The organism is Streptomyces sp. NPDC002680, assembly GCF_042889145.1.
GTDB classification, from domain to species: domain Bacteria; phylum Actinomycetota; class Actinomycetes; order Streptomycetales; family Streptomycetaceae; genus Streptomyces; species Streptomyces adonidis.
Genome location: NZ_JBIAQP010000001.1, coordinates 719,381 through 738,731, shown reverse-complemented (window position 1 = coordinate 738,731; position 19,351 = coordinate 719,381). Strand labels below are relative to the sequence as shown.

General features: G+C 70.9%; 17 protein-coding genes and 1 pseudogene. 4 read left to right on the top strand and 14 right to left on the bottom strand.

What is annotated here, in order from left to right:
* Positions 1-8: 8 nt before the first annotated feature.
* The 8 genes from ACFYXF_RS03290 to ACFYXF_RS03255 all read right to left on the bottom strand — a co-directional run bounded on the left by ACFYXF_RS03290 (position 9) and on the right by ACFYXF_RS03255 (position 8,343).
* Positions 9-1,130 (bottom strand): XdhC family protein, encoded by a 1,122-nt coding sequence (locus tag ACFYXF_RS03290; protein ID WP_389347613.1) that lies wholly within the window; start codon positions 1,128-1,130, stop codon positions 9-11.
* Between the two features lie 76 nt (positions 1,131-1,206).
* Positions 1,207-3,438 carry a xanthine dehydrogenase family protein molybdopterin-binding subunit gene (locus ACFYXF_RS03285; protein WP_389347611.1) on the bottom strand — a complete coding sequence of 744 codons (2,232 nt, stop codon included), beginning with the start codon at positions 3,436-3,438 and terminating at the stop codon, positions 1,207-1,209.
* The gene (locus ACFYXF_RS03280) at positions 3,435-4,415 is read right to left on the bottom strand and encodes an FAD binding domain-containing protein (RefSeq protein WP_389347609.1); all 981 of its coding nucleotides are present in this window, start codon (positions 4,413-4,415) and stop codon (positions 3,435-3,437) included. Before ACFYXF_RS03280 ends, ACFYXF_RS03285 begins: the two co-directional genes overlap by 4 nt.
* A gap of 6 nt (positions 4,416-4,421) precedes the next feature.
* Positions 4,422-5,063 (bottom strand): (2Fe-2S)-binding protein, encoded by a 642-nt coding sequence (locus ACFYXF_RS03275; protein ID WP_389347607.1) that lies wholly within the window; start codon positions 5,061-5,063, stop codon positions 4,422-4,424.
* A 244-nt stretch (positions 5,064-5,307) separates the two neighbouring features.
* On the bottom strand, positions 5,308-5,928 hold the full coding sequence (locus ACFYXF_RS03270) for a flavodoxin (RefSeq protein ID WP_389347604.1): 621 nt from the start codon (positions 5,926-5,928) through the stop codon (positions 5,308-5,310).
* 119 nt (positions 5,929-6,047) lie between these two features.
* On the bottom strand, positions 6,048-7,034 hold the full coding sequence (locus ACFYXF_RS03265) for an aldo/keto reductase (protein WP_389347602.1): 987 nt from the start codon (positions 7,032-7,034) through the stop codon (positions 6,048-6,050).
* A 110-nt stretch (positions 7,035-7,144) separates the two neighbouring features.
* Complete coding sequence (locus tag ACFYXF_RS03260) at positions 7,145-7,996, bottom strand: aldo/keto reductase (protein ID WP_389347600.1); 852 nt, start codon at positions 7,994-7,996, stop codon at positions 7,145-7,147.
* A 74-nt stretch (positions 7,997-8,070) separates the two neighbouring features.
* Positions 8,071-8,343, bottom strand: coding sequence for a hypothetical protein (locus ACFYXF_RS03255; protein ID WP_389347598.1), 273 nt, complete (start codon positions 8,341-8,343; stop codon positions 8,071-8,073).
* 166 nt (positions 8,344-8,509) lie between these two features.
* On the opposite strand from ACFYXF_RS03255, the gene ACFYXF_RS03250 reads away from it, so the two are divergent.
* A complete protein-coding gene (locus ACFYXF_RS03250; RefSeq protein ID WP_389347597.1) occupies positions 8,510-9,421 on the top strand; it encodes a helix-turn-helix transcriptional regulator in 912 nt (303 codons plus the stop codon).
* 64 nt (positions 9,422-9,485) lie between these two features.
* Here ACFYXF_RS03250 and ACFYXF_RS03245 read toward each other — a convergent pair whose 3' ends face one another.
* From ACFYXF_RS03245 to ACFYXF_RS03220, 6 genes and pseudogenes are all read right to left on the bottom strand, one after another.
* Entirely contained in the window at positions 9,486-10,400 is a 915-nt protein-coding gene (locus ACFYXF_RS03245) for a helix-turn-helix transcriptional regulator (RefSeq protein ID WP_389347595.1), read from the bottom strand.
* A gap of 278 nt (positions 10,401-10,678) precedes the next feature.
* Positions 10,679-11,425 (bottom strand): alpha/beta hydrolase, encoded by a 747-nt coding sequence (locus ACFYXF_RS03240; RefSeq protein ID WP_389347593.1) that lies wholly within the window; start codon positions 11,423-11,425, stop codon positions 10,679-10,681.
* A gap of 283 nt (positions 11,426-11,708) precedes the next feature.
* Complete coding sequence (locus tag ACFYXF_RS03235; RefSeq protein ID WP_389347591.1) at positions 11,709-13,247, bottom strand: glycoside hydrolase family 43 protein; 1,539 nt, start codon at positions 13,245-13,247, stop codon at positions 11,709-11,711.
* Positions 13,248-13,455: 208 nt separating this feature from the next.
* Complete coding sequence (locus ACFYXF_RS03230) at positions 13,456-14,490, bottom strand: zinc-binding dehydrogenase (protein WP_389347589.1); 1,035 nt, start codon at positions 14,488-14,490, stop codon at positions 13,456-13,458.
* Positions 14,487-15,044, bottom strand: a pseudogene (locus ACFYXF_RS03225) (fumarylacetoacetate hydrolase family protein); the annotation flags it as partial. The gene ACFYXF_RS03230 and the pseudogene ACFYXF_RS03225, both read right to left, overlap by 4 nt.
* 313 nt (positions 15,045-15,357) lie before the next feature.
* On the bottom strand, positions 15,358-16,188 hold the full coding sequence (locus ACFYXF_RS03220) for an IclR family transcriptional regulator (RefSeq protein ID WP_389347587.1): 831 nt from the start codon (positions 16,186-16,188) through the stop codon (positions 15,358-15,360).
* A gap of 49 nt (positions 16,189-16,237) precedes the next feature.
* On the opposite strand from ACFYXF_RS03220, the gene ACFYXF_RS03215 reads away from it, so the two are divergent.
* From ACFYXF_RS03215 to paaB, 3 genes are all read left to right on the top strand, one after another.
* Positions 16,238-17,950: an IlvD/Edd family dehydratase gene (locus ACFYXF_RS03215; protein ID WP_389347585.1), complete on the top strand. Its 1,713-nt coding sequence runs from the start codon at positions 16,238-16,240 to the stop codon at positions 17,948-17,950.
* Positions 17,951-18,039: 89 nt separating this feature from the next.
* Positions 18,040-19,038, top strand: coding sequence for a 1,2-phenylacetyl-CoA epoxidase subunit PaaA (gene paaA / locus ACFYXF_RS03210; RefSeq protein ID WP_389347583.1), 999 nt, complete (start codon positions 18,040-18,042; stop codon positions 19,036-19,038).
* On the top strand, positions 19,035-19,343 hold the full coding sequence (gene paaB / locus ACFYXF_RS03205; RefSeq protein ID WP_389347582.1) for a 1,2-phenylacetyl-CoA epoxidase subunit PaaB: 309 nt from the start codon (positions 19,035-19,037) through the stop codon (positions 19,341-19,343). Before paaA ends, paaB begins: the two co-directional genes overlap by 4 nt.
* Positions 19,344-19,351 lie beyond the last annotated feature (8 nt).

Here is a 19,351-nt window from a genome sequence, read left to right as displayed (position 1 = left end):
GGGTGCGCTCAGGATGCTGTCCGCCGCCGGTGGATGGGGCCCGTGCCCCAGGTCAGGGACCTGCCCGAGCCCTCATGGACATGGGCGACGATCTCCGCCGCGATGGAGAGGGCCGTCTCCTCGGCGGTGTGGGCGCCGAGGTCGAGGCCGATCGGGGAGTGCAGGCGGGCCAGGTGTTCCCGGGGTACGCCGGCCTCCCGCAGTCGTTCCAGGCGGTGCTCGTGGGTGTGGCGTGAGCCCATCGCGCCGACGTAGCCCACGGGCAGGCCCAGGGCCAGCCGCAGCAGGGGGATGTCGAACTTGGCGTCGTGGGTGAGTACGCAGACGGCGGTGCGGGCGTCGACCTCGGTGGCCGCGAGGTAGCGGTGCGGCCAGTCGGCCACGACCTCGTCGGCGTACGGGAAGCGGACGGCGGTGGCGAAGACGGGTCGGGCGTCGCACACGGTGACCCGGTAGCCGAGGAACCGACCGATCTCGCTCAGGGCACCGGCGAAGTCGACCGCGCCGAAGATCAGCATCCGGGGGCGGGACGCGTGGGTGTGGACGAGGACGGACAGCCGCTCCGGGCAGGTGTCCGCGTCTCCGCCCACCTCCACCCGGCCGGTGCGGCCCGTGCGCAACAGTGCGCGGGCCCGCGTCGCCACCGCGCCTTCCCAGTCCTCGCCGTCCGGAGGTCCGTCGGGCCCGCCGCCGTCCCCGGTGGCGCACAAGGTGCGACCGACGAGTTCTTCGGGGCCCTCGACGATCTGGGCCAGGGCCACGGGCCGGCCGGACAGCACTTCGTCGAGCGCCGCCGTGAGATGAGGGTGCTCGGCCGGGTCGATCCGCTGCACCAGGACGTCGAGTTCGCCGCCGCAGGTCAGGCCCACGGCGAAGGCGTCGTCGTCGGAGTACCCGAACCGGGCCCGGGCCGGCGGTTCCCCCGAGTCGAGAACCTGCCGGCACAGCTCGTAGACGGAGCTCTCCACGCATCCGCCAGAGACGCTGCCGACCGCCTTGCCGTCGGTGTCCACGGCCATCGCGGTGCCGACGGGCAGCGGTGCGCTGCCGCTGACCTGGACCACGGTGGCGAGGGCGAAGGGGCGGGCCTCGCGGCACCATTCGCGCAGCGTGTCCGCGATGTTCAGCATGGGAGGGGTCTCCAGGAAGGACAACGGTCGGCGGGGCTGTGCGGCGGTACGTGTCCACCGCCGCACAGGGCACGGTTCAGAGCAGCGACTCGGCCGTGATGGGCAGCTCCCGTACCCGTCGGCCCGTGGCGTGGAAGACGGCGTTGGCGATGGCGGGCGCCACCCCGACCAGCACGACCTCCCCGAGGCCCTTGACGCCGAGGGGGTCGGCCTCGTCGTCCCGGCCGTCGACGTAGATCGCCCTCAGGTCGGGGACGTCGGCGTTGACCGGGACCAGGTAGTCGGCCAGGTTGGCGTTGACGATGCGCCCGTCGCGGTGGTCGGTGACCGTGTGTTCCAGCAGGGCCGCTCCGATACCGCCCGTCATCGCGCCGATGGCCTGGCTGTCGGCGAGCTTGGGGCTGATGACGCGGCCCGCGTCGAAGACCCCGAGCATGCGCCGTACCCGGACCAGGCCCAGCCGGGCGTCCACACCGACCTCGGCGAAGACGGCCCCGTACGCGTACATCGAGGACCGGGACTGACCGGGGGTCCAGGAGCCGAGGGCTTCGAGGTGCGTGCGGTCGTTGCGGGTGAGGAGTCGCCGATACGTCTCCCCGCGCGCCGGGTCGTCCGTCATGTGCAGTCGGCCGCCGCGTACGACGATGTCCTCCGCGTCGGCGCCGTACAGCGGGGAGTCCTCGTCCCCGACGGCGAGCTCGATCGCCTGCTGCCGTACCTTGTCGCAGCCGTCCTGGACGGTGGATCCGACGCTGGCCATGGTCAGCGAGCCGCCGTGGAGCGGGGCCGTCGGCATGTCCGTGTCGCCGAGCCGGAAGGTCACGTTGCGGACCGCGAGGCCCAGGGCGTCGGCCGCGACCTGCGTCATGGACGTGTACGTGCCGGGGCCCATGTCGCTGGTCGAGGACTCGACCAGGGCGGTGCCGTCGGCGTCCAGCCGCACGGAGGCCCGGCCCGGAGCCCGCAGGGTGTCGTAGAGCGCGGTCGCCATGCCCGTACCGACAAGCCAGTCGCCGTCACGGGTCGAGCGGGGCCGCGGGTCGCGGCGACTCCAGCCGAACTCCCGGGCGCCGATGGTGTAGCACTCGCGCAGCCGCCTGGTGGAGAACGGCCGCCCGCTGGACTGGTCGTTCTCGGGTTCGTTGCGCCGCCGCAGCTCGATGGGGTCGATGCCGAGCTCGTGGGCGAGTTCGTCCATCGCGCTCTCGATGGGAAACGCGGCGCTGGAGTAGCCGGGGCCGCGCATCGGCGTCGGGGTGTTCACGTCCAGCGGCACCGTGCTGTGCGTCTGGGCGACGTTGGGGGTGGTGTAGAGCATCTGCCCGGGGGCTGTGACGCCACGCTCGCTGAACGTCTCGTACGTGGACGTCTCGGCGCGCAGCTCGTGGGTCATCGCGGTGAGCCGCCCGCCGCGATCGCTGCCCAGGCGGACCTTGTACTCGTACGCCGGCCGGTAGCCCACCCCGAAGTAGAGCTGCCTGCGGGTCAGCACGAGCTTGACCGGGCGGCCCACCTCGCGGGCGGCCAGGGCCGCGACGGTGATGTGCGGCCAGGCCCGCGCGGCGTTGCCGAACGCGCCGCCGACGAACGGGGAGATGACACGGATGGACTCCGCCGGGATGCCGAAGTTCGCGGCGAGTTCGTCCCGAGGGCTCTGCACCCACTGGGTCTTGTCCCACAGCGTGAGCGTGTCACCGTCCCACTGGGCGACCGTGGCGTGCAGCTCCATCGCGTTGTGGTGGGTGCGGGCGGTCCGGTACGTCATCTCCAGGCGCACCGGGGCGGCTCGCAGGGCCGCCTCCGCGTCGCCACGCGCGTACGTCCTGGGTTGGTCCGCCGGCGGGGCGTCGGTGATGTCGGTGGCGGGCCGCTCGGCGTCGTAGTCGGCCTTGACCAGGCTTGCCGCGTGCTGGGCGGCCTCCAGGGTGGTGGCGACGACGACGGCGACCGGCTGGCCGTGGAAGAGGACCCGGTCGTCCTGGAAGACACGCAGTCGCCGACCCGGAAGGTTGAGCGAGCCCGGGTTCGGGCCGTACGGCAGCACGGGGGCGTTGCCGTGGTGGATCACCTTCAGGACGCCGGGATGGGCTTCGGCGGCGCGGGTGTCGATGGCGGTGACGCGGCCGAGGCCGACACTGCTGTCGACCACGACCGCGTGCACGACCCCGTCGGGCATGGGGGTCCCCCCGCGCGAGGTTGTTCGAGCGTGGGGGAGGTCGGCGGCGTACCTCGCCTGCCCCGTCACCTTGAGCCGTCCGTCCACGCGGGAGAGCGGTGCGCCGACGGCTGCCTGCGGCTGGGGGCTCATGCGATGTCTCCTACGATGCGGAGCTGGCGTTCGACGGTACGTTTGAGCAGTTCGACCTTGAACTCGTTGTGCCTCAGCGGGCTGGCCCCGTCCGCGGCCGACGCGGCTGCCCGGGCCCAGAGGCGGTCCGAGGGGCGTTCGCCGATGAGCGCCCGCTCGACGGCAGGCAGCCTCCACGGGACCGTGCCCACGCCCCCGGCGGCCACCTTCGCCTCCCGGATCGAGCCGCCGCGGACGTGCAGCGCGACGGCGGCGGAGGTCAGGGCGAACTCGTAGGACTGGCGGTCGCGTACTTTCAGGTAGCCGGACCGGAGCGGGCGCGGGTAGGCCGGGATTTCCACAGCGGTGATCAACTCACCTTTGCGGAGGGCCTGTTCGCGATTCGGTGTGCTTCCGGGACGGAGCAGGAAGTCGGTGAAGGGGACAGCGCGCTTCCCGTCCGGGCCGAGCAGGTGCACCCGCGCCTCCAGAGCGGCGAAGGCCACCGCCGCGTCGGAGGCGTGCGTGGCCACGCACGCCTCGGAGGTACCCAGGATCGCGTGGGTGCGGTTGAACCCCTCCCGCGCCGCGCAACCGGAGCCGGGCTTGCGCTTGTTGCAGACGGCGGTCACGTCGCGGAAGTAGGTGCAGCGGGTGCGCTGCATGATGTTGCCGCCGATGGTGGCCATGTTCCGCAGCTGGGCCGACGCACTCAGCTCCAGGGCCTGCGAGACGACCGGATACATGGTGCGCACCTTGCGGTGGGCGGCGGCCTCGCTCATGGTCACCAGCGCGCCGATACGGAGTCCGCCGCGCTCGGTCACGGTGACCTCGTCCAGCGGCAGGCCACTGATGTCGACCAGGGCTTCCGGGCGTTCGACGGTCTCGCGCATCAGGTCGACCAGGGTGGTCCCGCCGGCGATGTAACGGCCGCCGCGCCGACCGGCCTCAAGAGCCTCACGTGTGCCGGCCGCCTTGGTGAAGGAGAAGGAGTACATCGGCACTCACTTCCGGCCCGAGGCCTGCTCGACCGCACGCACGATCTTCACGTAACACCCGCAGCGGCAGAGGCTGCCGCTCATCCACTCCCGGATCTCCTCCGGCGAGTCGGTGTGCCCCTCCTGCATGCAGCCGACGCCGGACACGATCTGGCCCGGTGTGCAGTAGCCGCACTGGAAGGCGTCCTGGTCGATGAACGCCTGCTGGAGCGGGTGGAGGCGGTCGCCCTTCTCCAGGCCCTCGATGGTGGTTACCTCGGCGCCCTCCAGCCGAACCGCCAGCGTCAGACAGGAGTTGACCCGGCGTCCGTCGACCAGAACCGTGCACGCCCCGCAGGCACCGGCGTTGCAGCCCTTCTTGGAGCCGGTCAGACCGAGGTGCTCGCGCAGCAGGTCCAGGAGCGAGGTGCGGTTGTCGACCGTGACGGTGTGCCGCTCGCCGTTCACGGACAACGAGACGCCGCTGCTCGGCGAGGCCTCGGCGGCAACGGCCTCCTCGGCACCGAGCGGAGACGGACCCGCGACCAGACCACCCGCCGCCATGACACCGCCGACCGCGGAGGTCGTCGCGATGAAGGTGCGACGCGAAGGCTCGGACGGGGATCGGGTGGGGGGAGACACGGCTGACTCGGACGTTTCGGTAGTCATGCTCACTCTCTCGACACAAGGAACTCGACAGGAAGGTGGGGGACTTGCTGTTCGGCGTGAGCCCGGGAGGGAGGGTTGACCGTCGACCGGACGGCTTTCGGCTTCGGCCCAGCCTGGTGGGTCAACCGGCCGTGTGGCAGGGCGTGTTGTGCAGGGGAACGGCCAGCCAGGGCATGACAGGGCCCCTCTCCCACCTGTCGCACAGGCCACGGAGCCATCAGACTGGGCCGGTTGGGGAACGGGATCAGCCTTGAACGACGCCGATGCGCCGCAGCCACGCCCGGACCTGGGCCTCGGCCTTCCGGACCTCCTCGCCGCGTACCGCGAGCCCTTCCCCGACGGTCGCGCCCGCGCAGGACGTCGCGTAGTCGCGCTCGGTGGTGCCCAGTCCGCTCATCGCGTGCGTCGTGACCGGGTGGACCGTCCTGCCGCGGAAGTCGTACCTCTCGGCGAACGTCGACATGATCATGGGTGCCCTGATGTTCCAGATGGGGCTGGCCAGCAGCACCACGCCGTAACGGTCGATCGAGGCCGGCGGGCCGGCGATGGCGGGGCGCGCGTCGGCGTCCTGTTCGCGGACGTTGCGGGCGACCGTCTCGTCGTAGTCGTCGGAGTAGGGTTCGACGGCCTGGACGCGGTGTACGTCGCACTCGACGAGCCCGCTGATCATCCGGGCGAGGACCTCGGTGTTCCCGGTCCTGAGATCGGTACGTCCGCCGTAGTAGTAGTTCTCGCCAGGTCGGGAGAAGTAGGCGAGCAGGACCCGCTTCCCGGGCGGAGTCGTCGAAGCGGGCCGGTCGGCGGACGCCGGCGCGTCCCCGTCCGAAGGGGACGCGGAACAGCCGGCGATCTCAGATCCGGTCATGAGGGTGGCTCCTCCCACAAGTGCGCCACGCAGCAACGTGCGTCGTCCCAGGGTGGCGGCCTCGCCCTTCCTGGTGCGGGGCTCGGCCGCCGTCGTCCGCCGGCCGCCCACGGACCGGTTCAGCGGTTGATCCATCGCTGCATGTGCTCCGGATAGCGATCCCCGCTGACGTCGACCCGGTCGGCCGCCTCGGTGATCTCCGCCAGGTCCTCCGGGGTGAGTTCGACATCGACGGCACCGGTGTTCTCCCGCAGCCGGTGGACCTTCGTGGTTCCGGGGATCGGCACGATCCAGGGATGCCGGTCGAGCAGCCAGGCCAGTGCGATCTGCGCGGTCGTGGTGCCCTTGCGCTCGGCGACGGACCCGAGCAGGTCGACGAGGGCCTGGTTGGCCGCACGGGCCTGCTCGGTGAACCGGGGGAGGCTGCCGCGCAGGTCGGAGTCGCCGAAGGACGTGGCGCTGGTGATCGAACCGGTCAGGAAGCCCTTGCCCAGCGGGCTGAAGGGGACGAACCCGATGCCCAGTTCGAGCAGCGTGGGCAGGATCCGCTCCTCCGGCTCGCGCCACCACAGGGAGTACTCGCTCTGAAGTGCCGCGACCGGCTGTACGGCGTGGGCGCGGCGAATGACGTCCACTCCGGCCTCGGACAGGCCGAAGTGCTTGACCTTGCCCGCCGCGACGAGTTCTTTCACCGCGCCGGCGACCTCTTCGATCGGTACGTCGGGGTCGACCCGGTGCTGGTAGAGCAGGTCGATGCTCTCCACCTCCAGCCTGCGCAGGGAGTCCTCCACGGTCGCCCGGATGTGCTCGGGGCGGCTGTCCAGGCCGGTGGAGCGGGAGCCGTCGTAGGAGAAGCCGAACTTGGTGGCGATGACGACCTCGTCGCGCACGGGCGCCAGGGCCTTGCCGACGAGTTCCTCGTTGGTGAACGGGCCGTACACCTGGGCGGTGTCGAAGAAGGTGACGCCGAGGTCGACGGCGGCGCGGATGAGGGCGACGCCGTCCTGGTCGTCGACTGCCGGGCCGTAGCCGTGGCTGAGCCCCATGCAGCCGAGTCCGATCGCGGAGACATTCAGTCCGCTGGTACCGAGAGTGCGGGTGATCACAGCTCTTCTCCTCATGACGTACGGGATATGGCCGGGTGGGGGGCCGGAGCGGACGCGCGTGGTCGTGCGCCGGGCATGCGCGTCCGCTCCGGGGGGAGGCGCCGACCGGCTCAGGCCTCCACGCGCCGCGCGCTGAGCCACTGGACCATCGCCGGGTCGTGGTGGTCGAAGAACAGCGAGCCGCCGGTCTCCAGGGTGGCGATGGCCGCGACCTGGTCGTCGGTGAGCTCGAAGTCGAAGATGTCGATGTTCTCCGCCATGCGCTCGGCGCGGACCGACTTGGGGATCGCGACGACGTCGCGCTGGGTGAGCCAGCGGAGCACGACCTGCGCCACGGACTTGCCGTGCTTCTCACCGATCTCGCTCAGGACCGGGTTGGTGAAGAGGTCGTTCTTGCCCTCGGCGAACCCGCCCCACGACTGGATCTGGACGCCGTGCTCGCGCATGAGCTCCTGGTAGTCGGCGCGCTGGAAGAAGGGGTGGGTCTCGATCTGGTTGACCGCGGGGGTGATCTCGTTGTTGATGATCAGGTCGAGGAGGCGGTCGGGGTAGAAGTTGGCGACGCCGATCGCCCTGGCCAGGCCCTCCTGGTTCAGCGCCTCCATGGCCCGCCACTGGCCGTACACGTCACCGTAGGGCTGGTGCATCAGATACAGGTCGAGGTGGTCCAGGCCGAGCTTGGCCAGCGAGGTCTCGAAGGCGCGCCTGGTGTTCTCCTCACCGGGCGCGTCCTGGACCCACAGCTTGGTGGTGACGAACAGTTCCTCGCGCGCGATGCCGCTGTTCTTGATGGCGCGGCCGACGGCCTCCTCGTTCTGGTAGGCGGCGGCGGTGTCGAGCAGCCGGTAGCCGGCGGCCAGGGCGTCGGTGACGGCCTGCTCGGTCTGCTCCGCCGGGATCTGGAAGACACCGAACCCGAGGATCGGCATCTCGACGCCGTTGTTGAGGGTGACGTTCTGCATGGGACTTTCCTTCTGTCTCAACGGGGTGGGGAGAATGACCGGTCAGCGTTGGGGCGGGCGTGAGCCCGCGTCGTTCACGTGGCCGGAAGCTGATGAAGCTGACGGGGGACTCGGGGACGCAGCAGCCCGGAGACGAACCCGGCCCGGTCGGCGGGCACCCCGGGCATCCCGCTGCCGAACCCGCTCCCGATCGAGGGCAGGGCCACATTCACGATCATCGCGTCGAACATGATCGTGAAGAAGCCGAGCAGTACGGCGGCCGGCGCAGGGCGTGCGCCGGACCCGCTCTCCGGCAACGAATGGGCCGCGCCGACTTGGAGCGATGCGGGCGGGGCGGACGCGGGCAAGGGTTTCTCTCCTGTGAAGGGAAGGCCTGGGGGTGACAGTCATCGAGCCTCGCGCCTTTTCGGCCGCGGTGGCAGGCCGGGATGTGCCAGGGAGCGGTGTTCAGGGGTGTGACAGGGCCCCCCACACGCCTGCCACGCAGGTCAGCGCGGTGTGACACTGGCCCTCATGGCATCCGAGCAGAGCAGCAGCGCCGATCTGGAACTGGGCCGGTTCCTGCGCGCGCGTCGCAACCAGACCAGCCCCGACCGTGTCGGCCTCACCGTGGGCACGGGACTGCGCCGCACTCCCGGTCTGCGCCGTGAGGAGCTGGCGACGCTGGCCGGCATCAGCATCGACTACTACGTCCGTCTGGAGCGCGGCAAGGAGACCCGCCCCAGCCCCTCCGTGCTCGACGCCCTCGCCCGTGCGCTGATCCTCGACGACGCCGAGCACCAGCACCTGCGCGACCTGGCCGCCCAGGCCGCCAGGTATGCCCCCAAGCCCTCGGCGCCGCCCAGCCGGACCGTGGGCCCGCATCTGCAGCTGGTCCTGGAGACGCTGCGGCCGAACCCGGCCTACGTCGTCAGCCGCAGCATGGACCTGCTCGCCTGGAACCCCGGCGGCCTCGCCCTGTACGCGGGCCTGGCCGACTGGCCCGCCGGCCAGCGGAATCTGGCCCGCTACCTCTTCCTCCACCCCACCGCGCGCACCCTCTTCCCCGACTGGGACTACCAGGTCCGCGGCTGCGTCGCCCGGCTCCGCGCCGTGGCCGGCACCGACCCGGACGCACCCGACCTCACCACGCTGGTGGGTGAACTCCTCCTCAAGAGCCCCGACTTCGCCAGATTGTGGGAGCACTACGACGTCGTCGGGCGCAAGAAGATCCGGAAGACCTTCCACCACCCCCAGGTGGGAATCCTCACCCTCGGCGGCCAGAGCATGCATCTTGACGACACCCCTGGCCAACGCCTCGGTGTCTACACGGCTGAACCGGGCACCGTCGACCACGACGCCATGCTCCTGCTCGACAGCACCGCACCGGAGCCTGCCGCGCAGGCCGCCGACACGAACGCGGAACAGCAGCGCACCCAGTCCTGATGTACACCCGAGGCCTTCCGGGCGCGTCCCCGTCTCCGCGGGAAGCGGCTGAGCGAGGTCGAGGTCAGGTGGAGGTGGATGTGGGTTCCTCCCCGGAGGACGTCCGTGCATAAGGCTTCGGCTGCGAGCCGAGCATGTCGAGAAGGACGAGGGCGTCGTAGTCGGGGGTACCTGGCTCGGCGTAGTACATGACGAGCCGATGGCCCGGCGTGTCTTCCAGCTCCAGGGCCTGGTAGGCGAGGGTGAGGTCGCCGACGTCGGGGTGGTGGAAGGTCTTGCGGCCGTGGGAGCGGCCCTTGATGTCGTAGCGCTCCCACAGGCGGGCGAACTCCGGGCTCTTGAGCAGGAGTTCTCCGGCGAGCCGGGCCAGGTCGGGAGCGTCCGGGTCGGTGCCGGCCAGGGCGCGGAGGCGGGCGACGCAGCCGCGGACCTGGGCGGCCCAGTCGTGGAAGAGGGTGCGCGCGGTGGGGTGGAGGAAGACATAGCGGGCGATGTTGCGCTGTCTGACCGGCCACTCCTCGATTCCGGCCAGCAGCTTCAGCCCGCCGGGGTTGGCGGCGAGCAGGTCGTTGGTCCGGCCGACCACGTGCGCGGCGTTCGGCCGAACGCTCTCCAACAGCAGTTTCACGCCCGGCCGTATGGTCCGGCTGGGCGGCGTCGGAGGGTCCGGCGCGGTGCGGGCGGCCAGGGCGGCGAGAGCACGCAGGTGCTCGTGCTCGTCCTCCCCGAGGCGCAGGGCACGGGCCAGGGCATCGACGACGGCAGGGCTGGGGCGGGTCTCCCGGCCGCGTTCCAGGCGGGTGTAGTAGTCGATGCTGATGCCGGCGAGGGTGGCCAGTTCCTCACGGCGCAGCCCGGGCGTGCGGCGCAACCCCGGGCCGACCGGGAGACCGGCCTCGGCGGGGGTGATCCGGACCCGGCGGGCGCGCAGAAAGCTGCCCAGCTCGGTCCCCCCACTGGTGGGCTGCTCACGTGTCATGGTTTCGAGTGTGCGGGCGCGGCTGACCTGCCGGTAGGTGTGTGGGGGGCCCTGTCATACCCCTGAACACGGGTCCCCGGCACGGCGCGGTCTGGCACGTGACGCGTGTGCGAGGGACCGTTGCCGGGGTCGGAATCCGGCCTCGGCGGCCTGTCCGCCAGGTGGCTGAGGGCCCTGCGCGCGATTCGCGCGGTTCAAGGACCGCAGCGAGGTGTACCTCGGCCCCGAGGCGGATGGCACCCTGGGACGTGGATCCACCGGGCCTGAGGACGAGGAGGTCAGGCGATGTCCACCGCGTCGAGGAGCAGTTTCGTCACCGCTTCGGGTGCCGTGACCATGGCGTCGTGCGTGGCGTGGAGGACGCGGTACGGGAAGTCGGCGTCCTCGGCATGCCGCTTGCGCACCCTGTCCAGGACATGCGGTTCCAGGGTCGACGGCACGCATTCGACGAACATGCCGGGGTGGCTCCAGGCGCAGTCGGTGTTTCCCACCGGGTCCTGGTACGTCTTCAACGGCTGTGCCGTGGTGTGGCTGTTGACCCATGCGACGTCCTCCGGATCGGTGACGCCGTACCAGGAGGCGTCGGAGGGCGGGATGTACCAGCCTTCCCCGCCGCTCTCCGCCATCGCGACGAGTTCGGCGGATCGGGTGGGGCCGACCATGTCGCAGTGCGACTCGCCGGTGCGGGGGAGGAGTGCGTCGAGGAAGACGATTCTGCGCACCCGGTCGGCGATCCGTTCCATCGCGCCGGACGCGACCATGCCGCCGTAGCTGTGGGCCACGAGGACGGCGTCCTGGACGTCCTCGAACTCGAAGACGGAGACAAGGTCCTGAACGTGGGTGTCCAGGCCGATGTCCGCACTGAGCAGGTGGGCTCGCTCGCCCAGACCCGTGAGCGTCGGCGTGTACACCACGTGCCCTTCCTGCCGTAGCGCGGCGGCCACGTGCTTCCAGCACCAGCCGCCGTGGCGGCCGCCGTGCAGGAGTACGAAGGGTGGATGTGCCGGGGTCGGTGCTGCCGGCATGGCAGGTCACCTCCTGATCTGAAAGTGGGACGAAGGGGGGAGCCGTCACCGAAGGGTCCACCCTGCCACCGACGCCGTCGCCGTTCGTTCGAGGTCGCGATCCCGTGTCTCGCCGACGGTGAGCACGCAGATCAGGCCGGTGAGGCAGACGGACGCCGGCCAGGATGCAGTCGGAGGTGAAGCCGCCGTAGGCATCGATGACGGAGGCCTACCGCTGCACGGCCGCCGGTCCCGATGACGTTCCGTGGGCGTCCTTCAGGTCTCCTGCCCGGCTGAAGGGCAATCAGGCGGAGCGCAGTTCGAACCAGTCGAAGGCCGCGCTGCCCCGCGTCGCGTACATGCCGAAGACACGGCCCGTGAAGCCGCCGGCGACCTCGGTGGTGAGGTAGCGGCCGTCGAGTTCGGCGAGGATCTCGAAGTCGCCGTCGTCCGTCTCGTAGCCCAGCCGGAGGGTGTCGGGGCCGCCGGCCCGCAGGCCGGGCGGGGGAGTCGCTTCCCCGCCCTTGCCCCGCGTCGTGACCGTGGGCGGCAGGACGTCGGAGGTCGACACGTCGATCCGCAGGGTCAACGGGCCGGACGGCACCGGCCGTTCGGCGACGGCGTGGCGCAGCGGGCCGATCCTGGCGATCGCGCGGATCCTGCCGCCGTCCGCCTCCACCTCGTAGTGGTGCGCCTCGTCCAGCCGTACCGCGAGCCCGCCCCGGCCGCCCTCCGTGACGTCGATCAGCGTGCGCGCGGTGCAGTCCGCGTCGCGCTGCCGTCGGCCGACGAAGATCGCGCCGGGTGTGTCGAGGCTGTCGGCGCGGGCGTGGAGCACCAGGTGGCCCGGCCGCTCGTCGAGCCGTACGGCCTCCGGTTCGGGCCGGCGGAGCGAGACCCAGCGCGGAGCGAGCGCGGGGGAGTCGAAGTCGTCCCGGTCCGGCTCCGGCGGCCAGGGGTGCGGCGTCAACTCGGGGGCCTGGGCGTGCAGTTCCACCGGCCCGGGCAAGGGCCACCCGTCCTCCCACCGCACCGGCGCCAGGAACGTCTCCCGGCCCATGCCGTGGTACATCGGGGTGTCACCGCGCGGCCTGGTGCCCAGCAGCACCATCCACCAGGTGCCGTCGTGCGCCTCGACCAGGTCGCCGTGGCCGGTGTTCTGCACCGGATGGCCGGTACTGCGGTGCGACAGCACGGGGTTGGCCGGGTGCGGCTCGAACGGCCCCGGCAGGGCACGGGCGCGGGCGAGCGACAGCGCGTGCCCGCGTTCCGTGCCGCCCTCCGACAGCAGCAGGTACCACCACTCGCCGATCCGGTACAGATGCGGCCCCTCGGGATACTGCAGTCCGCTGCCCGACCACATCGGCACCGGATCGCCCAGCAGCTCCCCGGACTTCGGGTCGATCCGCACCCCGCGGATCCCGCCGTCGGAGAACACGCACCAGCAGGTCCCGTCCTCCTCCCAGGCGAGGTCGGGGTCGATGCCCGGCACGCCGACCGGCACCGGGTCCGACCATGGTCCGGCGGGATCCTCGGCGGTCACCAGGACGTTGCCCGCTCCGGCGACCACGGTGGTGATCAGCCAGAACAGGCCGTCGTGGTGGCGCAGCGTGGGCGCGTACACGCCCGTGGAGGACGCGGCCGTGTCGGGCAGGGCGAGCTGCGAGGGCCGGTCCAGCGCATGTCCGACGAGCCGCCAGTGCACCAGATCACGGCTGTGCCAGACCGGTACGCCCGGCACGTACTCGAAGCTCGACGTCGCCACGTAGTAGTCGTCACCGACCCGGCAGATGCTCGGGTCCGGGCTGAAGCCGGGGATCACGGGGTTGTCGAAGAATGCCATGGTCGTCCGTTCCGGGGTGAGCGGGCGTGGCGGTACGGAGGGCGGTCGCGGGGCCTGGACTGTTGAAGCGCTTCGAAGGTGACATGCAGGTCATTCGCCTGTCAACAGGTCTGCAAGCCACGATTGTCGAAGCGCTTCGACGGACCCGCTCCACGTGCGCGCAGGGCCGCGCCGATGCGCACGGCCGACACCTGCCCGACCAACGGCCTTACCCCAGACCCGGGTCCACATGGAACTTCGGCCCAGGACCCGCGCCCGCCGGACGCTCACCCGCGAGGATCGCCCCGACCTGGTCCAGGCCCACCGTCGCGGCGACCAGTGGCCTCGGATCGACCGAACCCTCGGCGTACGCGCGGATGGTGGCGTCGAGACCGGGGGAGGCGGACAGGACCCCGACCGCCGTGACGTCCTTGAGGACGAGTGTGCGTGTGTCGATCCGGCTCGGTGTGCCGGACAGGCCGATGTAGACGACATGGCCCGCCGGTTCGACCAACTGAAGGGCCAGATCGGGGAGATGGGCCGCGTTGGAGGCGTCCACGACGGCGTCGTACGGCAGATCCGGGACGGAGTCCTCCGGCCAGGCGTGCTCGAAGCCCAGCTCTCGGGCGAAGGCCAGCGAACTGTCGGTCGCGCCCATCAGGTGGACCTCCGCACCGGCGGCACGGGCGAACATGGCGACCAGCAGCCCGATCGTGCCCGGACCGAGGATCAACGCCCGGTCGCCGGCCTGTAGTTCGGCAGCCTGGGTGGCGCGCAGGGCGTTGCCCCCGGGCTCGACCAGCGCGCCCAGCACCGCGTCGACGGAGTCGGGCAGGACGTGCAACGAGGAGACGGGCACCGCGAGTTGCTCCGCCAGGGCACCGGCCCGCCCGCCACGGATGCCGACTTCCTGCCGCTTCTCGCACACATGCTGAGTGCCTCGCCGACACCGTCGGCAGACACCGCAGCCGAGCATGGTGTCGCCCATGACCCGGCGGCCGATCCACCCGGGGTCGACACCGTCGCCGACCGCAGCCACCCGCCCCGACCACTCGTGGCCGAGGCGCATCGGATAGGAGGAGTGGCCCTGGTGGAGGTAGGCCATCGCCCCGGTGTGGAACTCCATGTCGGTGCCGCACACGCCGACCCGCTCGACGTCGACGACGACCTCGCCGGGGATCGCCACCGGGGCGGGGACCTCCTGGACCTCGTACTTCCCGGGTGCCGTCAGGACGAACGCGCGTATGAGACGGCGGGCGTTCACCGGGGGCCGAGCACGCGCTGGCGCTGGAAGCCCAGACGGGTGATGCCGAGTTCCATGACGTCGTCCGGCTGGAGATACACGGGAGGCTTGAGACCCATGCCGACGCCGGGCGGGGTACCGGTGTTGATCAGGTCGCCGGGTTCCAGGACGAGGAACTGACTCAGGTAGTGCACGATGAAGTACGGGTCGAAGATCATGGTCTTGGTGTTGCCGTTCTGACGGCGGACACCGTTGACGTCGAGCCACATGTCGAGCGCGAGGACGTCGTCGATCTCGTCGGTGGTGGCCAGCCAGGGGCCCGCCGGGTTGAAGGTCTCGGCGGACTTGCCCTTCGCCCACTGCCCGCCCCGTTCCAGCTGGAAGGCGTGCTCGCTCACGTCGTTGACGACCGTGTACCCGGCGATGGCGTCCCCGGCCTCCTCGGCCGAGTCCAGGTAGCTTGTGCGGCGGCCGATCATGATCGCGAGCTCCACCTCCCAGTCGGTCTTGGTGGAGCCGCGCGGGGTGCGTATGTCGTCGTTTGGACCGACGAGGGTGTTGGGCGACTTGTTGAATCCTCCCCCAGCTGAAGCAGGGGGATTCCTGGCTCACGCCGCCTGCGGGTCAGCGACCCAACAGGTCTTCCACGATCAACACCAGCCGGGTTGAAACCAGCCCGGTTTGGTACGGCAAAGCTTGGAGGTGCATGTGCTGTCTTGGCTCTCGATCAGCACGGCGTACGCGGTTGGTTCTCGCAACGCACTGCCCGCAGCCTACCCGATCAGGTGGACGGTGTTTCGCCCTCGGGATGAAATCCCGCTTCCGGCTCTGCTCCGCAGGAGTCTGATTCCTCCCTGGCCCGAAGGCCGCGGCATCCTTGCTGGTGGTTCATCGGTGCGGCTCTGCCAACGGGCCGAGCAGCGTCCGGATCTCGTCGACCGCGTCGACCAGGATGTGCAGCGGCGTCCGGTACGTGAGCGCGCTGACGCTCACGGCCCCGGAGGGAGTCGTCGGCGAGGTCGCGTACACGGGCAGGGCGAGGCAGTTGACGCCCGCCTCGTTCTCCTGGTCGTCCACGGCGTACCCGAGGTCGCGGGTGGCCCGCAGATCCTCGTAAAGGTCGGCGGCCGTGCACAGCGTCCGGGGCGTGTGGCGGACCAGGGGCGTCTCGCCGATCCACGCCTCGACCTCCGCCACCGTCGCCAGCCCGTGGGCGAGCAGCGCCTTTCCGACGGCGGTTGCGTGGGCGGGGTTCCGGCCGCCCACCGTCGACGTGAGCCGGACGGCACCGTCCGGCGGATCGACCTTGGCGCGGTAGACGACCTCACGGCCGTCGAGGACCGCGTAGTGCGCCGTCTCGCCGAACCGGTCGGCCAGCGCGTCGAGCACGGGACGCATGCGGACGTGCTCGGGACGGTCCTCGTGATGCGCGAAGGCCATCCGCAGGAACTCGTCACCCAGGACGTAGCGACCACGGGCGCCCTGGTCGGCCAGTCCGGCCCGGCGCAGGGCTCCCAGCGCGCGGTGCACCGTCGGCTTGGGACTGCCGACCGCCCGGGTCAGCTCCTCCAGACCCACGCCGTCGGGATACCGCGCCAGCTCCTTGAGAACGGCGAGCACCCGGTCCGACCCCACGAGCCGCCCGGCGTCACCGTCGCCACCGGCGACTTCCTCGGTCACGGGGGCTGACGGGCCGTCGTGCATCTGCCTATGCTCCATCAGGTTCCGAAGAGTAGACCACTGTACCAATTGTTGGAAAGGGTCGACGGTGAAGCTTCGCAGCGCACAGTGGTACGAGGGGCAGGGCCGCAACGCCTACATCCACCGGGCCTGGATGCGCCGGGGCACACCGGACGACGCCTTCACCGGCAGACCGCAGATCGCCATCGCCAACACCGCCTCGGACCTCACCCCCTGCAACGCACACCTGAACGAGGTAGCCGCCTCCGTCCGCAACGGTGTGTACGAGGCCGGGGGCATCCCCCTCGACCTGCCCGTGGTGTCCCTCGGCGAGACACAGGTCCGCCCGACGGCCATGCTCTGGCGGAACATGGCCGCGATGGCCACCGAGGAGATGCTGCGGGCCAACCCGATCGACGGCGTCGTCCTGCTGGGCGGCTGCGACAAGACGATTCCGTCGCTGCTGATGGCCGCCGCCTCGGTGGATCTGCCCGCGGTCGTCGTCCCCGGCGGGCCCATGCTGACCGGGACCTTCCGGGGTACGCCGTTGGGCTGCGGGACCGATGTGTGGCGGCTGTCGGAGGAGGTACGGGCGGGCACGCTCTCCCAGGAGCAGTTCACCCGTTCCGAGTCGGCGATGATCCGCAGCCGGGGGCACTGCAACACCATGGGCACCGCCTCGACGATGGCCCTGGTCGCCGAGGCGCTGGGCACGGTCGTGCCGGGAGTGGCCGGCACCCCGGCTCCCGACAGCCGCCTGCTGGAGGCCGCCCACGGCACAGGCAGGCTGGCGGTGGACATGGTCGCCGCCGACCGCCGTCCGGGCACCTTCCTGACCAAGGCGTCCTTCCACAACGCGATCGTCGCTCTGGCCGCCATCGGCGGATCGACCAACGCCGTCGTGCACCTGCTGGCGATCGCCGGACGCCTGGGCATCGACCTGTCGCTCGACGACTTCGACCGGATCGGCTCCCGCGTGCCCGTCCTGGTCGACCTCCAGCCCGCCGGCCGCTTCCTCATGGAGGACTTCCACCGCGCGGGGGGCCTGTCCGCCGTCCTGCGCGAGGTCCGCGACCTGCTCGATCCCGACGCGCTCACCGTCACCGGCGAACCGCTGGTCAACCATCTCGACGACGCGCCGATCTGGGACGCCGAGGTCATCCGCACCCGCGAGAAACCGCTGGTCGCCGAGGGCGGTATCGCGGTCCTGCGCGGCAACCTCGCCCCCGACGGAGCGCTGATCAAGCCCGCGGCGGCCTCCGCGCACCTGCTGCGCCACCGGGGACCGGCGGTCGTCTTCGACTCGATCGAGGACTTCCACGCTCGTATCGACGACCCGGACCTCGACGTGGACGCCGACTCCGTGCTCGTCCTGCGCGGGTGCGGCCCCAAGGGCTACCCGGGCATGCCCGAGGTGTCCAACATGCCGCTGCCCAAGAAGCTGCTCGAACAGGGCGTCCGTGACATGGTCCGCGTCTGCGACGGCCGGATGAGCGGCACCGCGTACGGCACCGTCGTCCTGCACGTGGCCCCCGAGGCGGCGGCAGGCGGCCCGCTCGCCCTCGTACGCACCGGTGACGTCATCGACCTGGACGTCGAGGCCCGGCGCCTGAACGTCGACGTACCCGCCGAGGAACTCGCCCGCAGGACCCCGAACGCGGCCACCGTCACCGGCTATGCCAACCCCCGGCGCGGCTGGGAACGCCTGTACGTCGACCACGTACAGCAGGCCGACACGGGCGCCGACCTGGACTTTCTCATCGGGTCCAGCGGCTCGGAGGTGAGCCGGGAGTCGCACTGACGCGAGCCCCGCGAGAGACGGCTTGTGCGGGCGCGGAAAAGTCGTCACACTGGGTACCGAACGAATGGTCGGTTGGGGAGCGGGTAACGATGACGACGACACACTCCGCCGCCTCGGACACGGGCGGTGCCGGGCAGGCCGCCGAGGGGCCGCTCAAGGAGCACTTCGAGGCGACGATCGCGCGGGACCGACGGATCGAGCCGCGCGACTGGATGCCCGAGGGCTACCGGAAGACGCTGATCCGGCAGATCGCCCAGCACGCCCACTCGGAGATCATCGGCATGCAGCCGGAGGGCGAGTGGATCACGCGCGCGCCCTCGCTGCGCCGGAAAGCGATCCTCTTCGCGAAGGTCCAGGACGAGGCCGGCCACGGGCTCTATCTGTACTCGGCCGCCGAGACGCTGGGTGCCGACCGCGCGGACCTCACCGAGCGACTGATCGAGGGCCGCCAGAAGTACTCGTCGATCTTCAACTACCCCACGCTGAGCTTCGCCGACGTCGGCGTGATCGGCTGGTTCGTCGACGGCGCGGCGATCTGCAACCAGGTGCCCCTGTGCCGCAGTTCGTACGGGCCGTACGCGCGCGCGATGGTGCGCATCTGCAAGGAGGAGTCCTTCCACCAGCGCCAGGGCTACGAGCTGCTGATGACGATGATGCGCGGTACGGAGGCACAGCGCGCGATGGTCCAGGACGCCGTCGACCGCTGGTGGTGGCCCTCCCTGATGATGTTCGGCCCGCCCGACGACGCCTCGCCCAACTCCGCGCAGTCCATGGCCTGGAAGATCAAGCGCCACACCAACGACGAACTGCGCCAGCGCTTCGTCGACATGACCGTCCCGCAGGCCGACAAACTCGGCGTGACCCTGCCCGACCCGGAACTGCGCTGGAACGAGGAGCGCGGACACCACGACTTCGGCACCCCCGACTGGGACGAGCTGATGCGCGTCATCAAGGGCGGCGGCCCCTGCAACACCGAACGGGTCGAACGCCGCCGGACCGCCCACGAGGACGGCGCCTGGGTCCGCGAGGCGGCCACCGCGCACGCCGCCAAACAGAGCGCGCGGGCCGCGAAGGAGGCAGTGGCATGAGCGACGGGACGTCTTCGAACTCTTCGAACGAGTGGCCGCTGTACGAGGTGTTCGTGCGCGGCAAGCGCGGGCTGAACCATGTTCACGTGGGCTCGCTGCATGCCGCCGACGACCGGATGGCACTCACCCACGCGCGGGACCTGTACACGCGGCGCAACGAAGGCGTGAGCATCTGGGTGGTGCGCTCCGAGCACATAGCCGCCTCCTCACGCGACGAGAAGGACCCGTTCTTCGCGCCCAGCGCCGACAAGGTCTACCGCCACCCGACCTTCTACGACATCCCCGACGACGTCCCGCACATCTGAAGGAGAGG